The 16,717-nt window shown below is 70.3% G+C and carries 15 protein-coding genes; 6 read left to right on the forward strand and 9 right to left on the reverse strand.

The genetic code is table 11. From position 1 onward, the window contains the following. Positions 1-33: 33 nt before the first annotated feature. Positions 34-237 carry an acyl-CoA carboxylase subunit epsilon gene (locus tag ACIQ7D_RS31250; RefSeq protein WP_329822145.1) on the forward strand — a complete coding sequence of 68 codons (204 nt, stop codon included), beginning with the start codon at positions 34-36 and terminating at the stop codon, positions 235-237. Positions 238-352: 115 nt separating this feature from the next. Here the strand turns inward: ACIQ7D_RS31250 and ACIQ7D_RS31255 are convergent, their stop codons facing one another. From ACIQ7D_RS31255 to ACIQ7D_RS31290, 8 genes are all read right to left on the reverse strand, one after another. Next, entirely contained in the window at positions 353-934 is a 582-nt protein-coding gene (locus ACIQ7D_RS31255) for an ATP/GTP-binding protein (RefSeq protein WP_031229389.1), read from the reverse strand. Continuing rightward, positions 915-1,562, reverse strand: a complete 648-nt coding sequence (locus tag ACIQ7D_RS31260) for a DUF742 domain-containing protein (protein ID WP_403943380.1) — start codon at positions 1,560-1,562, stop codon at positions 915-917. The genes ACIQ7D_RS31255 and ACIQ7D_RS31260 overlap by 20 nt, the downstream gene beginning before the upstream one ends. A gap of 103 nt (positions 1,563-1,665) precedes the next feature. Then, positions 1,666-2,079 (reverse strand): roadblock/LC7 domain-containing protein, encoded by a 414-nt coding sequence (locus ACIQ7D_RS31265; RefSeq protein WP_010984131.1) that lies wholly within the window; start codon positions 2,077-2,079, stop codon positions 1,666-1,668. Positions 2,080-2,089: 10 nt separating this feature from the next. Further along, positions 2,090-5,587, reverse strand: coding sequence for a nitrate- and nitrite sensing domain-containing protein (locus ACIQ7D_RS31270; protein WP_403943383.1), 3,498 nt, complete (start codon positions 5,585-5,587; stop codon positions 2,090-2,092). A gap of 338 nt (positions 5,588-5,925) precedes the next feature. Then, positions 5,926-6,507 carry an ATP/GTP-binding protein gene (locus ACIQ7D_RS31275; RefSeq protein ID WP_189282429.1) on the reverse strand — a complete coding sequence of 194 codons (582 nt, stop codon included), beginning with the start codon at positions 6,505-6,507 and terminating at the stop codon, positions 5,926-5,928. After that, positions 6,488-6,895 carry a DUF742 domain-containing protein gene (locus ACIQ7D_RS31280; RefSeq protein ID WP_385007857.1) on the reverse strand — a complete coding sequence of 136 codons (408 nt, stop codon included), beginning with the start codon at positions 6,893-6,895 and terminating at the stop codon, positions 6,488-6,490. Before ACIQ7D_RS31280 ends, ACIQ7D_RS31275 begins: the two co-directional genes overlap by 20 nt. 106 nt (positions 6,896-7,001) lie before the next feature. Beyond that, positions 7,002-7,415, reverse strand: a complete 414-nt coding sequence (locus tag ACIQ7D_RS31285; RefSeq protein WP_030351794.1) for a roadblock/LC7 domain-containing protein — start codon at positions 7,413-7,415, stop codon at positions 7,002-7,004. 9 nt (positions 7,416-7,424) lie between these two features. Further along, entirely contained in the window at positions 7,425-11,501 is a 4,077-nt protein-coding gene (locus tag ACIQ7D_RS31290) for a nitrate- and nitrite sensing domain-containing protein (protein WP_403943387.1), read from the reverse strand. A gap of 577 nt (positions 11,502-12,078) precedes the next feature. Between ACIQ7D_RS31290 and ACIQ7D_RS31295 the strand changes: the two genes are divergently transcribed. From ACIQ7D_RS31295 to gltX, 3 genes are all read left to right on the forward strand, one after another. Further along, positions 12,079-12,306, forward strand: coding sequence for a hypothetical protein (locus tag ACIQ7D_RS31295; RefSeq protein WP_403943389.1), 228 nt, complete (start codon positions 12,079-12,081; stop codon positions 12,304-12,306). A gap of 224 nt (positions 12,307-12,530) precedes the next feature. After that, positions 12,531-13,316 carry a fumarylacetoacetate hydrolase family protein gene (locus ACIQ7D_RS31300; protein WP_403943390.1) on the forward strand — a complete coding sequence of 262 codons (786 nt, stop codon included), beginning with the start codon at positions 12,531-12,533 and terminating at the stop codon, positions 13,314-13,316. Beyond that, positions 13,309-14,781 carry a glutamate--tRNA ligase gene (gene gltX / locus ACIQ7D_RS31305; RefSeq protein WP_403943392.1) on the forward strand — a complete coding sequence of 491 codons (1,473 nt, stop codon included), beginning with the start codon at positions 13,309-13,311 and terminating at the stop codon, positions 14,779-14,781. The genes ACIQ7D_RS31300 and gltX overlap by 8 nt, the downstream gene beginning before the upstream one ends. 81 nt (positions 14,782-14,862) lie before the next feature. Here the strand turns inward: gltX and ACIQ7D_RS31310 are convergent, their stop codons facing one another. Further along, the gene (locus ACIQ7D_RS31310) at positions 14,863-15,177 is read right to left on the reverse strand and encodes a hypothetical protein (protein WP_403943394.1); all 315 of its coding nucleotides are present in this window, start codon (positions 15,175-15,177) and stop codon (positions 14,863-14,865) included. A 133-nt stretch (positions 15,178-15,310) separates the two neighbouring features. Here ACIQ7D_RS31310 and ACIQ7D_RS31315 point away from each other — a divergent pair, with 133 nt between their 5' ends. Both ACIQ7D_RS31315 and ACIQ7D_RS31320 read left to right on the forward strand, forming a co-directional pair. Continuing rightward, positions 15,311-16,162: a helix-turn-helix domain-containing protein gene (locus tag ACIQ7D_RS31315; protein ID WP_403943396.1), complete on the forward strand. Its 852-nt coding sequence runs from the start codon at positions 15,311-15,313 to the stop codon at positions 16,160-16,162. 12 nt (positions 16,163-16,174) lie between these two features. Continuing rightward, entirely contained in the window at positions 16,175-16,375 is a 201-nt protein-coding gene (locus ACIQ7D_RS31320) for a DUF397 domain-containing protein (RefSeq protein ID WP_403943398.1), read from the forward strand. Positions 16,376-16,717 lie beyond the last annotated feature (342 nt).

Genomic DNA, 16,717 nt, shown 5'->3' on the forward strand with positions numbered 1-16,717 from the left:
CCGACCCTGCCGAGACAACGGAGACACGACTCCATGAGTGATGCCACGAACGAGTCCCTGCTGCGCGTCGAGAAGGGCCACGCCGACCCCGAGGAGCTGGCCGCCATCACGGCCATCCTGATGGCCCGCGCGGCGGCCAGGCCCGAGGCCCCGGCGCACCGCGGCCGCTCCACCGCCGGCTGGCGCCGGCTGGAGCGCACCCCCGGCTTCCGCGCCCCGCACAGCTGGCAGGGCTGACCCCCGCCGGTAGCGCGTACACGACGAAGTCCCCGCACTCTCACCGAGTGCGGGGACTTCGTCGTGTACGGACCCGGGACGGTGCCCGGCGCAGCGCGGCGCCGGGCGTCCCCGCCTAACGGAGTCGTGCCATGAGGGCGTGTTCGACGAGGGTGATGAGTCCGCTTTTGGCGTCGGCGCGGTGGCGGGCGTCGGTGGTGATGATGGGGGTGTCGGGGCCGATCTGGAGTGCTTCGCGTACTTCGTCGGGGGTGTAGGGCTGGTGTCCGTCGAAGCCGTTGAGGGCGATGACGAAGGGGAGTCCTGAGTTTTCGAAGTAGTCGACGGCGGGGAAGCAGTCGGCGAGGCGGCGGGTGTCGACGAGGACGACGGCGCCGATGGCGCCGCGGACGAGGTCGTCCCACATGAACCAGAAGCGGTCCTGTCCGGGGGTGCCGAAGAGGTAGAGGATGAGGTCTTGGTCGAGGGTGATGCGGCCGAAGTCCATGGCCACGGTGGTGGTGGTCTTGTCTCCGGTGTGGGTGAGGTCGTCGATGCCGGCGGAGGCGCTGGTCATGACGGCTTCGGTACGCAGCGGGTTGATCTCCGAGACGGCGCCTACGAACGTGGTCTTGCCCACGCCGAAGCCGCCCGCCACCACGATCTTCGCGCTGGTGGTTGAGCGGGCCGCACCGCCGCTAGAGCTTGCGAAGTCCACTGAGCACCCTTTCGAGCAGTGTCACGTCTGGCTGGCCACCGGTGGCCTCGTCGCCACCGGGCTGATGGATGGCGACGAGGCCCGCCTCCGCCAGGTCGGCGACGAGGATCCGGGCCACGCCGAGGGGGATGGAGAGGAGCGCCGAGACTTCGGCGACCGATTTGATCTCGAAACACAGTTGGCAGATCCGCTGGTGCTCGGGCAACTGCCCCTGCAACTGGGACGGATCAGCCGTCGTACTGACCAGCGCCTCGATGGCGAGCTGGTAACGCGGCCGGGTCCGGCCGCCGGTCATGGCGTACGGGCGCACCAACGGATTGTGTGTGCCCATGGAAGGCTCAGCTTCCGGGGAGCGCCTCGGCTGCACCGGCTGGATGCGGGGCCGCCTGGGCTGGTCGTACTCGTACGGCCGCGGCGGGGGAGGGGGCTGGTACGGCTGCCGCTGCGGTCCGCCGCGCCCGCCGTCCTGCCCGCCGTGGCCCTGGCCGCCCTGGTCGTGGCTCGGCTCGCCCTGTCCACCGCCCTGCTGTCCGCTGGGCGTGGAGGGAAAGTTGAACCGGTTCTGGGCATACTCACCCGGAGACCGGGGGCCTCCGTCATAGGGATGCCCGCCTGGGGGTGTAGCCACGTTTCCTCCTCCGACTGCCGGGGCGCCGGGCCCGATCCTGGCGGACCTGTGAAATCCGCGCCACCGCACCCTAATGGTGCGGCGGCAAGCAGCGCACTGTCTGTCAGTTCAGCAGACTTCCCTGGAGCTCCGCACGCAGGTCCGGGGTGAGGACCGTACCCGCGCGGTCGACCAGGAGGGCCATCTCGTAGCCGACCAGGCCGATATCGGCCTCGGGGTGGGCGAGTACGGCCAGGGACGAGCCGTCGGAGATGGACATGAGGAAGAGGAAACCGCGCTCCATCTCCACCACGGTCTGGTTCACCGCCCCGCCCTCGAAGATCCGGGAGGCCCCCGCGGTCAGCGAGGTCAGACCCGACGCGACGGCCGCGAGCTGATCGGCGCGGTCGCGCGGGAATCCTTCGGACATGGCGAGCAGGAGTCCGTCGGCGGAGACCACCACCGTGTGGGACACCCCAGGGGTGTTGTCCACAAAGTTGGTGATCAACCAGTTCAGATTCTGCGCCGCCTGGCTCATCGGGCTCACACTAACGCTCCTGGTTGTAGGTACTGCCCGGGCCGCGGCCCGGTCCGTTCGTATCCGCTCCAGCGTTGCGGCCCCGCTCGACGCCGCGCCGCAGGTTGCTCAACCTGCCCCGGATGTCCTCCGGGGCGCGGGAGACCTGGGGGCCGCTGTGCGTGGTCTGCTCCGCGGCGCCCTCGACCAGGTTGGCCTTGGGCACACGGCGCGGCAGACCGGACGAGGTGACGCCGCCGGCCTTGGGCTCGCGCAGCTTCTCCGCGCGGTGCCAGCGCTCGTCGTTCCTCGCGCGCCAGTCGTCCGAACCGGCGTTCTCCGCCTGTCCGTCGGCCTGGTGCCCGGCACCGCTCGGTCCACTGCCGTTCTGCCGGGCGTCGACCCGGGTCGCGCCGGGGCCGTCGCTCGGGAGTCCGCCCTCGCCGCGGCCCGTGTCCTGCTCAACGCTCTGCTCGTCCTGGAAGTCGCCCGAAGGGGTGCTCCGGCCGTTCAGCGCCGTCGATGAGGTCTGTCCGGTCGGCTGTCCTTCGCCCTCACCGGCCGGCTGCCACGACGCGGGTGACTGCGGCTGCTGGGGCTGGCCGCCGCCACGGCGCGGCAGACCCGCGTCCGTCAACGCGTGACTGGCGCTCGGGGAGGGACCCGGACGGTTCAAGCCTACGTTGTCCTGGGCGTTCCCGGGAGCGCCCAGGCCCGATTCCGGTTCGGCCGGACGCTCGGGCTCGTACGTACCGGGATAGGCACTCTGATCGGCCCACTCGCCCTGGTGGGGCTGGGGGTTGAACAGATTCTCGTAGGTGCCCTCGGCGCCCTGCGCGGCGGGGTACGCGGACTCCGTATATCCCTGCTGGGGCGGATAGGCGTCGGACGGCGGAAACGTGTCCGACCGCTGGTACGTGTCGGGCGCGCGGTACTCCTCGAACGCGCCCGTGGTGAACTCCGCGCCCGCCGGGGGGAAATCGGCCGCCGGGGACGGGAAGTCCGCCCCGGGCGCCGGCTGCCGCGGTGCGTAGCCCGGCTCGTACCCCGACTCGTACGACGGCTTGCCTGCGGCGTACCCGCCGTCCGTCCCGTCGCGGTACTGGCCGTCCACCTGGTCCTGGAAGAGCGGCTGGTCCCCCATGGCGCCCTCGGGAGGCGTCCCGAGGGCCGCACGCCGCTCCTCGCGCTGGAGCGAGCGGTTGACGGAGTCGAGCGGCGCCGGCTGATCGGCCCCCGGCTGCTGCTCGTACCGCGAGTCGTCGAAGCCCAGCTCCGCCGCCGTCAGCAGCGGAGCGCTCTGGAAGACCTGCTGCTCGGCCTCGGGGAGGTTCGGCTGGTCCGGCATGATCTGCGAGACGGTGAAGTCCTCGCCCTGGCCGGGGGCGCCGCCCCCGCCGCCGTGCGTGATCGCGTCCGGCAGCATGACCAGGGACGTCGTGCCCGCCTGCTCGCCCGAGGGGCGGAGCTGGACCCGTACGCCGTGCCGGTCGGCGAGCCGGCCGACCACGAACAGGCCCATGCGCTGGGAGACCGTGGCGTCCACGGTCGGCGGGTTGGCCAGCTTGTGGTTGATGTCCGCGAAGTCCTCGGCGGTCAGACCGATGCCCTTGTCGTGGATCTCGATCATCACGCGGCCGTCGGGCAGTCGGGTCGCGGTGACACGGACCTTCGTCTGCGGCGAGGAGAACGTGGTGGCGTTCTCCAGCAACTCGGCGAGCAGATGTACGAGGTCGGTGACGGCCTGGCCGTGGATCTCCGTCTCCGGGACCCCGGACAGCTCGATGCGCTCGTACGACTCCACCTCGGAGGAGGCGGCACGCAGCACGTCCACCAGCGGCACCGGCTGGTTCCAGCGGCGGCCGGGCTCCTCGCCGGCGAGGACGAGCAGGTTCTCGCCGTTGCGGCGCATCCGGGTGGCGAGGTGGTCCAGCTTGAAGAGGTTGTTGAGCTGGTCCGGGTCGCCCTCGTTGTTCTCCAGGTCGGAGATGAGGGTCAACTGGCCCTCGATCAGCGACTGGTTGCGACGTGAGAGATTGGTGAAGATCGCGTTGACGTTCCCGCGGAGCATGGCCTGCTCGGCGGCGAGCCGCACCGCCTCGCGGTGGACCTGGTCGAACGCGCGGGCGACCTCGCCTATCTCGTCGCGCGAGTCGATCGGGATGGGCTGCACCCGGGTGTCGACCCGGCCGGGCTCGGCCCGCGAGAGCTGGTCGACGAGCATCGGCAGCCGCTGCTCGGCGATCCCGAAGGCGGCGGTACGCAGCGACAGCATCGACCGGCTCATCTGCCGGGCCATGATCCCGGCCAGGATGAACGCCGCCAGCAGGGCGACCAGCACGATCGCGCCGTTGGTGATCGCGTCGTTCCTGGCGTTGTCGGCGATCGCGGACGCGTCGGCGACGGCCTTGTCGACCAGGTCCGTCTCGATCGTGTTGTACCCGTCGAACTTGGCGGTGGAGGCCGCCATCCAGGTCTCCGGGGTGACCCCGCGCTCGGCCAGCTTCTCCGGGCTGTCACCGGTGGCGATCGCCGCCACCATGCCGTCGTAGAGAGAGCCGTCCTTGGCCGGCGGGGCGGTGAACTCCTTGCCCTCGGCGGCGGCCTGCTGCTGCGCGGCGGCGAGCTTCTTGGCCGCCTCGGCCGTCTGCGCCTTCATGACCTCCTGGAGCTTGACCGCGTCCGCCTGGGTGCCACCGGAGACGTACTCGCCGATGGCGATGTCCTCCAGGTAGGCGTACGAGGAGAACGCGATCGTCTGGCCGCTCTTGACGTCGGCCTTCTGGCTCGGCCTGACCAGCAGATGCGTGCCGATGGAGCGCTGGAGCGACTCGGCGCCCTTGGCCAGCCCGATGGCGTAGACCGTACGGCCGTAGCTGGTGATGTTCCCGGTGCCCAGGCCGAGTTCGTTGGCGAACTCCATGAGGGTGTGCTCCAGCGGCACGTACGCCTCTTCGGTGGCCACCGGGCCGCCATTGCCACCGCTCTTGTCCGGGGTCTCGACCCCGGCGGTGAACGCGGTCTTGCGGATGTTCTCCAGCGTGGGCTCCACACTGCGGAACAGTCCGAGCCGGCGTTCGAGGCCCTGCTTGGCGGGCATGTTCCGGACGGCCAGGTCGAACTTCTTCTTGGCCGCGTCCGTGGCCGCGTAGCTCTCGGTGACGATCTGCGCGTCCCGCTTGTTGGTCAGCAGGGACTGCGCGGTGAGGTCACGCTCGTTGAGCACGGCGTGTCCGTACTCGGATGCGGCCCGCACGACGAGGGCGGTCTTCTCCGCGTCCTTGGCCGCCTGCCAGGTGTCGACGGAGCCCTTGACCTGAAAGCCGCCCATGACGAGGCCGACCAGGACGGGAACGAGGAGAATCGCGTACAGCCGGGTGGTCACCCGCCAGTTGCGCGGGGAGAACCGGCTGGAGCTGCCGGCCGCCGGGGGCGGGCCGGTCGTGACGGCAGGCGCCGCTGCGCGCGGCGGCGGGGTGAAGTTCCCCCGCGCCTTCTGCTCCGCGGAGCTCGTCGTGCTTCGCCTCACTCGACCAACAACCTCTCGGCGTCGGCACCTACGTTGTGCCGTGTTTTGTTCAGGGCCGTACTACTCGGGAGTTCTCGAATTCCAGCACGGGGAACGCTCCCTTTCCAAACAGCAGGAATCAGCCATTCCGAGTGGTCCAGGCCTCACATAAAACGGGCATAAAGAACGAGCCCCGGCAAAAAGCGGGGCCGACATGAGCGCAGGGGCACCGGGCGAGTGCGCCGGGTGGCCGGAGAGCGTGAATTCTCTGTCGAAATGTTATGAACACAGAGGCGGGCCGTGTCAAAGGACCTGGCCCACCTCTGAGTATGCCTACGGCAACTTCCGTAGACGGACACCTACTTCAGTCGTGCCATGAGGGCGTGTTCGACGAGGGTGATGAGTCCGCTTTTGGCGTCGGCGCGGTGGCGGGCGTCGGTGGTGATGATGGGGGTGTCGGGGCCGATCTGGAGTGCTTCGCGTACTTCGTCGGGGGTGTAGGGCTGGTGTCCGTCGAAGCCGTTGAGGGCGATGACGAAGGGGAGTCCTGAGTTTTCGAAGTAGTCGACGGCGGGGAAGCAGTCGGCGAGGCGGCGGGTGTCGACGAGGACGACGGCGCCGATGGCGCCGCGGACGAGGTCGTCCCACATGAACCAGAAGCGGTCCTGTCCGGGGGTGCCGAAGAGGTAGAGGATGAGGTCTTGGTCGAGGGTGATGCGGCCGAAGTCCATGGCCACGGTGGTGGTGGTCTTGTCTCCGGTGTGGGTGAGGTCGTCGATGCCGGCGGAGGCGCTGGTCATGACGGCTTCGGTACGCAGCGGGTTGATCTCCGAGACGGCGCCTACGAACGTGGTCTTGCCCACGCCGAAGCCGCCCGCCACCACGATCTTCGCGCTGGTGGTTGAGCGGGCCGCACCGCCGCTAGAGCTTGCGAAGTCCACTGAGCACCCTTTCGAGCAGTGTCACATCCGGCGTTCCGCCGGCCTCTCCGTTGCCCGGCTGGTGGATCGCCACCATGCCGGCCTCCGCCAGGTCGGCCACCAGGATGCGGGCGACGCCGAGCGGCATGGTCAGCAGCGCGGACACCTCCGCCACCGATTTGACCTCGCGGCACAGGTGGCAGATCCGCTGGTGCTCAGGGAGCAGGGTGGCGAGATGTGCCGGGTCTGCGGTCGTACTGACCAGCGCCTCGATGGCGAGCTGGTACCTCGGCCGGGTCCGGCCGCCGGTCATGGCGTACGGACGTACCAGCGGCTGATCGCCCTCAGGACCGTACGAGGCGTCGAGGGAGACGCCGTACGGATCGTGAGAGGCGGGTGGCGGGGTCATGAATCCTCCGGGCGTGACAGCAAGATGTCTGCGTGCCGTCTGACTTGGCCGGTGGGGGGCCGGTTGGGCGGCCTGACGGTGGGAAGCTGGGGAGTTCCTGGAAGCCTCAGTGCAGCAGACTTCCCTGGAGCTCGGCGCGCAGGTCCGGTGTGAGGACCGTACCGGCGCGGTCGACCAGGAGGGCCATCTCGTACCCCACCAGACCGATGTCGCACTCGGGGTGGGCGAGCACGGCCAGGGAGGAACCGTCGGAGACGGACATGAGGAAGAGGAAGCCGCGCTCCATCTCCACCACGGTCTGGTTGACCGGGCCGCCTTCGAAGATCCGGGACGCCCCCGCGGTCAGCGAGGTCAGACCGGACGCCACGGCCGCGAGCTGATCGGCGCGGTCGCGGGGGAAGCCCTCGGACATGGCCAGCAGAAGTCCGTCTGCGGAGACCACCACCGTGTGGGACACCCCAGGGGTGTTGTCCACGAAATTGGTGATCAACCAGTTCAGATTCTGCGCAGCCTGACTCATCGGACTCAACTAACGCTCCTGCTGGTGAGAGGTGCCGAGGTTGAATCCGTTGTTCGCCGGGCCGGTGTTGCCCGCCTGACGACCTTGCTGGATACCCCGACGGAGATTGGTCAGCCGGCCGCGCACGTCAGCGGGCGCACGGGAGACCTGCGGACCGGCCTGGGTGGTCTGTTCCTGCGCGGTACCGGGCACCAGGTTGGCGCGCGGCACCCTGCGGGGCAGACCGGAGGTGGTGATGCCGCCGGCCTGGGGCTTCTTGGCCCGCTCGGCCTGGCGTACCAGCTCGTCGTTGGGAGAGGTGCGCCAGGAGGAAGTGGCGCCCACGCCGCCTGCGGCCGAACCGTGCGGGTCCGAACCGTTGCCGCTGGAGAAGTTGAAGCCGCCACCGTTCGTTCCGGAACCCTGGCCCTGCTGGTGGAGCTGGCCGAGCCCCGGGCGCCGGTTCTGGCCGGGACCCTGGGCCTGGCCCGGGGAGTCCGGGCCGCCGGTGCCCGGCCTGGTGAAGCCGGAACCGCTGGTGTCGAAGCCGGAGCCGTTGGTCCCGAAGCCGCCCGCGCCGGTGTCGTTCGCGCCGAAGCCGCCCGCTCCGGAGCCGTTCGTTCCTGAGCTGTTCGTTCCGAGGGCGTCGGAGCCGTTCGAGGGCTCGCGGCGTGGCATCGGGGCCATCGGCTGCTGCGCGGACGGGCTCTCCTGACGCCCCGTGTCCTGGGTGGAGCCCGGCCGGCCGGGCTCCGCTCCGCCGTCCTGCTGTCCGCCGCCCTGGGTGTGGAACCAGTTGGTCTCCAGGGTGTCGTACAGCGGCGTACGGCCGTCACCCGGGCCGGAGGCCGGGGGCAGCGCCTCCGGCTGCGGCTGCGGCGGCAGGCTCGGCTGGCGGTAGCCGCCCTCGGAGCCGGGCGCCGGGGCCGGGGCGGGCGGACGCGGGGCGTTGAAGTCCTGCTGGGCCGAGCCGAAGTCCGACGACGGACGGAAGCCGGAACCGTCGCTCTGGCCGCTCTGGGAGCCGTACTCCGAGGAGTAACCGGCCGGAGCGTTGAAGTCCGGACGCGGGAACTGCGCGGTGGCCGCGGGGTCCTGGCCGCCGCCGAGCGGGGCGTTCTGGTCGGGCCGGGGCCCGTCGAAGTCCGGACGCGGGAACTCGGAGGTGGTGCCGGGGCCCTGCCGGTCACCCGTAGGACGGGCGAACTGGCCGCTGGACTCGTGCTCCTCGTGGCCGCGCGGTGCGTCCAGCGAGGGCCGGCCCGACTGCTGGTCGCTGCCCCAGCTGGGGGCCGCCGGACGCTGCGGCTGCGGGTTGCCGCCGGGCAGTTCGGCGCGCGGTCCGCCGGGCGGCGGGAGCTGCCGGCCGCGGTCGGGGGCGCCACCCTGCTGGAAGGCGTTCTGGGCCCGCCCGCTGAAGCCGTTCTGACCCTGGCCGCCCTGGTTGCCCTGGCCGGCCGGACCGTGCTGGCCGCCAGGAGCGCCCTGGTTGCCCGGGCCGCTCTGGCCGAAGGCGCCGCCGGGGCGGTCCGTACGCTGCTGGCCCTGGCCGGGGCCGCCCTGTCCCTGGCCCTGCGAGGGACCTTGCGACGAGGGGCCGAACGCGTTCTGGGCGAAGATGTTGGGCTGTCCCGAGCCGGAACCCGAACCCTGGCCCTGGCGCTGCGCGTCCTGGTTACCGCCCTGCGACCCGTCGCGGGACGGCAGCGCGGCACGCGGCCCCGTACCGGCGCCGACCTGGCCGCGCGGCGCACCCGCGCCGAGCGGACCACCGGGGGCCGGCGCGCCGCCGGGACCCGAACCGAGCCCGGGCCGTGCGCCGCCGGACGGTGCACCGGGGCCGCCGGTGAGCTGACCGCCGGGCGGCGGCGTCTGGCCGAGCGGACCGCCCTGCCCGGGGGCGCCGGGCCGACCGCCGATGGGGCCCTTCTTGCCGCCGTGGGCGACATCGACGGGCAGCATGACCAGCGCGGTCGTACCACCGGAGTCGGAGGGGCGGAGCTGGATCCTGATGCCGTGGCGCAGCGACAGCCGGCCGACCACGAACAGACCCATGCGGCGCGAGACCGAGACGTCCACGGTGGGCGGCGAGGCGAGCCGCTCGTTGATCGCCGCGAGGTCCTCGGGGGAGAGGCCGATACCGGTGTCGTGGATCTCCACCAGCACCCGGCCGTCGGGCAGCGCGTGACCGGTGACGCGGACCTTCGTCTGCGGCGAGGAGAACGACGTCGCGTTCTCCAGCAGCTCGGCGAGCAGGTGCACGAGGTCGTTGACGACGCGTCCGGCGACCTCGGTCGTCGGTACGGAGGCCAGCTCGATGCGCTCGTACTGCTCCACCTCGGAGGCGGCGGCACGGAGCACGTCGACCAGCGGTACGGGGCGGGTCCAGCGGCGGCCCGGCTCCTCGCCCGCGAGGACGAGCAGGTTCTCACCGTTACGGCGCATACGGGTCGCGAGGTGGTCCAGCTTGAACAGCGAGGAGAGCTGGTCCGGGTCGGCCTCGCGGGACTCCAGTTCGGAGATGAGCGAGAGCTGACGCTGGATGAGGCCCTGGCTGCGGCGCGAGAGGTTGGTAAACATCGCGTTGACGTTGCCCCGCAGCAGGGCCTGCTCGGCGGCGAGCCGGACGGCCTCGCGGTGCACGTCGTCGAAGGCCGCGGCGACCTTTCCGATCTCGTCCTTGGAGTGCACACCGACCGACTCGACGGAGGTGTCGACGTCCTGCGGGTCGGAGTCGGAGAGCTGCTTGACCAGCTCGGGCAGCCGGTCCTGGGCGACCCGGGTGGCCGTGTCCTGGAGGCGGCGCAGCGAGCGGATCATGGACCGGGCGACCACGAAGGCGCCGACGAGCGAGACACCGAGGACGACGAGGATCAGCGCGGCGTTGAGGATCGCGTCGCGCTGCGAGGACGTGCGCAGCTCGCGCGCCTTGGCCTCCATCTCACCGAGCAGCGTGGCCTCGATGGTCTTCATCGCGTTGATCCGGGTGGACGCCTGGTCGGTCCAGTCCAGATACGAGCGGCTGGGCTGGCTCCCCAGACCGTCGGCCGTGCTGAGCACCCGGTCCGCGTACTTCTCCGACGACTGGATCTCGGGGTTGCCCTGCCCGTTGAGCGGGGCCATCAGCTCTTCGGCGTCGCCGCCCATCGACTCGTACAGGAAGCTGAAGGAGGTGAGGGCGTTCTTCTCCTTCGTCGCCGCGGCCAGACCGTACAGCCGGTCGTTCTCGTCGAGGTTGCCCTTGGTGGACGGGTCGGCGGGCAGCGCGGCGGCGATGACCGCGCGCTGGATCGACGCGTACTCCTTGGCGGACGAGAACGCGGCCAGCGCGCGGGTCCGCTTGATCATGTCCGGGTTGTTCGTCGCCTGCGCCATGTCCTGCGAGAGGCTCAGCAGCGAGGTGATCAGTCCGTCGTACGCGTCGACGGTCAGCGAGTCCGAACCCGCGCCGACGTACGCGTCCTTGCGGATGGTGTTGATCCGGTTGACCTGGGTGGAGATCTGCCGGACGTTCGAGCGGATGCTCTCCAGCGCCTGGTCGCCGTCGGTGCTGCCGATGTCCACCGTGGCGTCGAGGAAGGTCTTCTTGGCCCGGTCGGTCTTCGTACGGCGGTCCTGGACCTTGAAGTCCTTGGCGCTCGCCCCGTTGGTCAGCGGCCCCGCCGACTCGTCGCGCTCCGCCTGGAGCGCCTGGGCGAGCGTGGTCGCCTCTTTGGTCATCTTGGTGAGCAACTGCATGTGTTCGAGCTGCTGCATGTCGTTCAGCGACTCGTTGATCCGCAGTCCGCCCAGCGTGGTGGCCGCGACCACCGGCAGGGTCAGCAGCGCCACGAGGCGGGTGCTGATGCGCCAGTTGCGCAGCGCTATTCGCGACCCGGGGTCGGTCGGTGACTTCGCGTTCGGCGTCGTCTGCGGAGACGGCGGCGCGGCGGGCGCGCCGGGTCCGCTCTGTCCCGGACCGGGACGTGCGCCCCGGCCGCCGTTCTGGTCACCCGACGGAGCCGGGCCCGGGTTCTGGGTGTGCTGGGGCGAGGAGCCGCGGTCGGATCCGCCGCGGTGCTCCTGCTCCGCCGCAGCGCTGCCATCCCTCTTGTAACGTCCCTGCACTAGCGTCGCAACCTCTGGACCAGGCGTCCCCCCGCTGAACGGCGGAACGGTGTCGGCGTCGTGGGGCACGGAAAGGCACCCCATGGTGGTCGTGAGTGACCGGCGCTGCTCCCCTTCCCCGCCGCCACTCGGCGCTGCGTTGCGCCTCTGCGCGCCGGCACATCCAAACCCGCGGCGGTGGGGGGAATTCCAGCACAGTGCAGGATCTCCAACAAGGGCGAAGGGCAGGGCTGTGACCTGAATGACACGCAGTGAGCACCGGGTCACCGGCCGTGGAAAGCCGGGGCGGAGGAAACGGACTTACGCGTACGAGCCATGTACGGGTAGGGGGTGTCCCGGTCCGGATGATCAGCAGTGGAATGCAACGTTCAGTAACGCAATGTCCGTTTCCTTGGTCATCAACTGGCGCCCGGAATGGGGGAAATGCCTGGCAGGTCGTGAGGAAACTCACACCGTGATCGACGATCGATCGCCGCTGCGGCGGGGAATTGGATGTTTAGCCTGACGCTTTACAGGGATGGCACATCCGACAACCGGCGCTCCGGTGCCCGTAGCCCGACAAGGTCTGACACCACACATGAATCCGCAGAAGACAACGATGATGTTCCGCAACACCGCCAACCCCCGGCGCACCACGCTGGCGCACCTGAAGGACGCCGAGGAGCTGGCGCCCGCCGCGCGGCCGGAGCACCCCGTCGCCCTGCCGAACCGTACGGCCAACCCGCGCCGTACGACCCTGATGGTCGCCCCGTCCGCCCCGTCCGCCGAGGCGGCCACCCCGGACGCCGCGCCCGCCGCCTCGTAACGGTCGCACGCCGAGGACCGCCTCCGCCCGCTCCGTGTCCGTACGCCGCGTTCCGCCCACGCCCGGTAGTACGCGCCACAGGGGCCGCCCGTTCACGCGCCGTTCCGTTCCGGGCGTCTGAAGGCGAGGCCCGCGCCGCCCGCCGCGTTAGCCTGGAGCGTCAGTCTTCAGACCTGGGGCGTCAGTCTCCGGACCAGTCAGCAAGTGAAGGGCGAACAGCTTCCGTGCGCATCGCCAGATTCTCCATCGACGGCAATGTCGCCTTCGGCGCGGTCGAGGGCGACGGCAGCGGCGACACCGCCGGCCTCGTCCTCGACATCATCAAGGGCATTCCGTACACCGACGTCGAGCTCTCCGGCACCAAGGTCCCGCTGAGCAAGGTGCGGCTGCTCCCGCCCGTCCTCCCCAACAAGGTCGTGGCCTTCGGCCGCAACTACGCGGAGCACGCGGCGGAGCTGGGCAACGCGGTCCCCGACGCGCCGTTCGCCTTCTTCAAGCCCACCACCTCGGTGATCGGCTCGGGCGACGCCATCGAGTACCCGTCCTTCTCGAACGAGGTGCACTACGAGGCCGAACTGGCCGTCGTCATCGGGCGGATGTGCCGTGAGGTGCCGCGCGAACGCGTCAAGGACGTCATCTTCGGCTACACCTGCGCCAACGACGTCAGCGCGCGCGACATCCAGAAGAGCGAGAAGCAGTGGGCGCGCGCGAAGGGCTTCGACACCTCGTGCCCGCTCGGCCCCTGGGTGGAGACCGAACTCGACCCCTCCGACGTCACCATCCAGTGCACCGTCAACGGGGAACAGCGGCAGCTCGGCCGTACGAGCGACATGATCAACTCCGTCGAGGACCTGATCGTCAACATCAGCGAGGCCATGACGCTCCTCCCCGGTGACGTCGTCCTCACCGGCACCCCCGCGGGGGTCGGCCCCCTCAGCGTCGGCGACGAGGTCGCCGTCACCATCGAAGGCATCGGCACTCTCACCAACAAGGTGATCAAGCGTGGCTAGCGCACCCGTCCGTGTACGTTTCTGTCCCTCCCCGACCGGCAACCCCCACGTGGGCCTGGTCCGTACCGCCCTCTTCAACTGGGCGTTCGCCCGCCACACCGGCGGCACCCTGGTCCTGCGCATCGAGGACACCGACGCGGCGCGCGACTCCGAGGAGAGTTACGCGCAGCTCCTCGACTCGCTGCGCTGGCTCGGGCTCGACTGGGACGAGGGCCCCGAGGTGGGCGGCCCGCACGCGCCGTACCGCCAGTCGCAGCGCATGGACCTCTACCGCGACATCGCGGCCAAGCTGCTGGAGGCGGGCCACGCCTACCACTGCTACTGCACGACCGAGGAGCTGGACGCCCGCCGCGAGGCGGCGCGCGCGGCGGGCCGGCCGTCGGGGTACGACGGCCACTGCCGCGACCTGACCGCCGAGCAGAAGGCGGCGTACGAGGCGCAGGGGCGCGGCGCCATCGTCCGCTTCCGGATGCCCGACGAGCCGATCACCTTCACGGACCTGGTCCGCGGCGAGCTGACCTTCACCCCGGAGAACGTCCCGGACTACGGCATCGTCCGCGCCAACGGCGCCCCCCTCTACACGCTCGTCAACCCGATAGACGACGCGCTGATGGAGATCACCCACGTCCTGCGCGGCGAGGACCTGCTCTCCTCCACCCCGCGCCAGGTCGCGCTGTACAAGGCGCTGACAGAGCTGGGCATCGCCAAGGGCGTCCCGAGCTTCGGGCACCTTCCGTACGTCATGGGGGAGGGCAACAAGAAGCTCTCCAAGCGCGACCCCCAGGCGTCCCTGAACCTCTACCGGGAGCGCGGCTTCCTCCCCGAGGGGCTGCTCAACTACCTCTCGCTGCTGGGCTGGTCGCTCTCCGCGGACCGCGACCTCTTCTCCATGGACGAGATGGTCGCCGCGTTCGACATCGCGGACGTCAACGCCAACCCGGCCCGCTTCGACCTGAAGAAGGCCGAGGCGATCAACGCCGACCACATCCGGCAGCTCGACGTGAAGGCGTTCGCGGACGCCTGCGCCCCGTGGCTGAAGGCCCCGTACGCCCCCTGGGCCCCGGAGTCCTTCGACGCGGCGGCCTTCGAGGCGCTGGCCCCGCTGGCCCAGACCCGGGTCACGGTCCTCTCGGACATCACCGCCAACGTCGACTTCCTCTTCCTGGACGAGCCGGTCGAGGACGAGGCGTCCTGGGCGAAGGCGATGAAGCCGGGCGCGGACGCGCTGCTGACCACGGCCCGCGCGAAGATCGCGGAGTCCGACTGGAACGCGGAGTCCCTGAAGAACGCGGTCCTCGCGGCCGGCGAGGAACACGGCCTGAAGCTCGGCAAGGCCCAGGCCCCGGTCCGCGTCGCCACCACGGGCCGTACGGTCGGCCTCCCGCTCTTCGAGTCCCTGGAACTCCTGGGCCGGGAGCGCACGCTGGCCCGCATCGACGCGACGCTGGCGAAGCTGACGGCGTAAGGCGGCAGGCGTACCGCATACGAGGGCCCGGCGGCCCGCCCCGCAGTCCGGGGGCTGCCCACCGGGCCCTCACGCATACCGTCACGGCCTCGGCGCACCCGCCCATACGACGCTGCCGAAGCTCCCCGGCCGGCGCGAGACCCACGCGGCGGCCCGCTCGACCGAGGCCAGGGACAACCAGACACCCCCGTCAACGGCGGCCACCTGCGTAACCCCGCCATCCGCGTGGGCGAGCCCCCAGGCGGCGACGCGGGCGTCCAGCTCGCCGTCCTCGCAGGTGTACTCCTCGACGACGGCGAAGAGACGGGGCGCGGTGTCGTCGACGAGCTCGCGGATCTCCTGGTCGAACCCTTCTGGGCGATCGGGGCGGGGGAGGGGCGGGGATACGGTGTTCATGTGAAGTCTCCTATCCGTCGCAGCAGTTGGTGCGTGATAGGAATGTAGCCCGTGGGGGATAAAGTTATCCTCGAATTGGCGATAGTTTTTGGACTTCACCTGTGTGGGTGACAGCTCGTATGGGGAGGGCCCCGTGGCAAGAGACACGCCGCCGACACTGCGGCAGCGAAGGCTGGGCGCCGAACTGCGCAAGCTGCGCGAGCGGGCCGGACTCAAGTCAACGGCCGCCGCGGCTCAAGTCGGCATCCAGCAGGCCCGGATGAGCATGATGGAAGCGGGCCGGTACGCCGTCGGTGCCGACCGGGTGCGTGCGATAGCGCACACCTATGCCTGCGACGACGCCGAGCTGGTGGAGGCGCTGGCGGGCATGACGGGAGGCCGCGAGCGGGGGTGGTGGGACGATTACCGTGAGCTGCTCTCCGCATCACTGATCGAGTGCGCCGAGCTTGAGAACGACGCCACCTCGATGCGGGTGGCTGCCGTCATGAACGTGCCCGGCCTTCTCCAGACGGCTGCCCAAGCCCGCGTCTCCTTCAAGCACAGTGTCCCGTCACTGCGCGCCCACGAACTTGAGCACCGTACGTCGTTCCGGATGAAGCGGCAGGCGGTCCTGTACGGGGATTCGGCGATGCCCTACACCGCGATCGTCCATGAAGCCGCGCTACGACTCGGGTTCGCGGGGCCCGAGGTCACGCGGGAGCAACTGCACCATCTGATCGAGATGGGCGAGCACGACAACGTGCGGGTCCTGGTCATCCCCTTCGGCCCCCGTGACTTTCCTGCCGCAGGCCAGCCGGTCACCTACGCAACCGGCGCTGTGCCGCAACTCGACACAGTCCTGCTGGACACCGATCATGGCTGTGACTTCCTGGACGGGGAGGCGCAGCTCATTCGCTACCGCACGGTTCTGGACCGCATGGAGAGCTGTGCCCTTCCGCCTGGAAAGTCGCGTGACTTCATTCGGCGTGTAGCCAAGAGCATCTGAGGAAGTTTGACCATGCCTACCTACGAATGGCAGAAGTCCTCCTACAGCTCGGAGGGCGCCAACTGCGTCAACATAGCCGCTGCTCCCGACGGCGCCCTCCGTCTCCGGGAGAGCGACGACCCCGAGGGGATCCTGGCAACGGCCCCCGCACCGTTCGGTGCTCTGCTGGTGGCAATTAAGGGCGGTCGTCTGCGGGTTAAGGCCGAAGGGTGACCGGGTGGGCCGGGGTTGCGTGGCGTCGGGCGGGCCGCCCCTCCCTGATCCGATGATCGCGGTTCCGGGCCGGGCGAAGGGCCCGCTGGGGAACAGCTCTGTTCCTTCGGTCGGCTCCAGCCTGGCGGGCCGGTTCGCCCTGCGGGGCGCGCGGCAGTGGAGTGGGGTGGTGGCGCGTTTCGTCAAGCGTCTACCGACCGGATGTTGGTTGAGGCTCATGCCCCGCTGGTCACTGTTCAGGGTTGGGTGCGGGTTCGGGCGGTGCCTGTCGGGGTGGGCCGGGGGTGTTTTGTGTCGGGCGGTCCGCCCCCTCCAGCTCTGATGGTCGCGGCTCCAGGGTGC

This window comes from Streptomyces sp. NPDC096310 (assembly GCF_044763125.1).
In the GTDB taxonomy this organism is placed as follows: Bacteria; Actinomycetota; Actinomycetes; order Streptomycetales; family Streptomycetaceae; genus Streptomyces.

Excerpts from the sequence above, each read along its gene's own strand:
- ACIQ7D_RS31250 (WP_329822145.1), top strand. The coding sequence starts at position 34 with ATGAGTGATGCCACGAACGAGTCCCTGCTGCGCGTCGAGAAGGGCCAC.
- ACIQ7D_RS31265 (WP_010984131.1), bottom strand. The coding sequence starts at position 2,079 with ATGAGCCAGGCGGCGCAGAATCTGAACTGGTTGATCACCAACTTTGTG.
- ACIQ7D_RS31280 (WP_385007857.1), bottom strand. The coding sequence starts at position 6,895 with ATGACCCCGCCACCCGCCTCTCACGATCCGTACGGCGTCTCCCTCGAC.
- ACIQ7D_RS31285 (WP_030351794.1), bottom strand. The coding sequence starts at position 7,415 with ATGAGTCAGGCTGCGCAGAATCTGAACTGGTTGATCACCAATTTCGTG.
- ACIQ7D_RS31295 (WP_403943389.1), top strand. The coding sequence starts at position 12,079 with ATGAATCCGCAGAAGACAACGATGATGTTCCGCAACACCGCCAACCCC.
- ACIQ7D_RS31310 (WP_403943394.1), bottom strand. The coding sequence starts at position 15,177 with ATGAACACCGTATCCCCGCCCCTCCCCCGCCCCGATCGCCCAGAAGGG.
- ACIQ7D_RS31320 (WP_403943398.1), top strand. The coding sequence starts at position 16,175 with ATGCCTACCTACGAATGGCAGAAGTCCTCCTACAGCTCGGAGGGCGCC.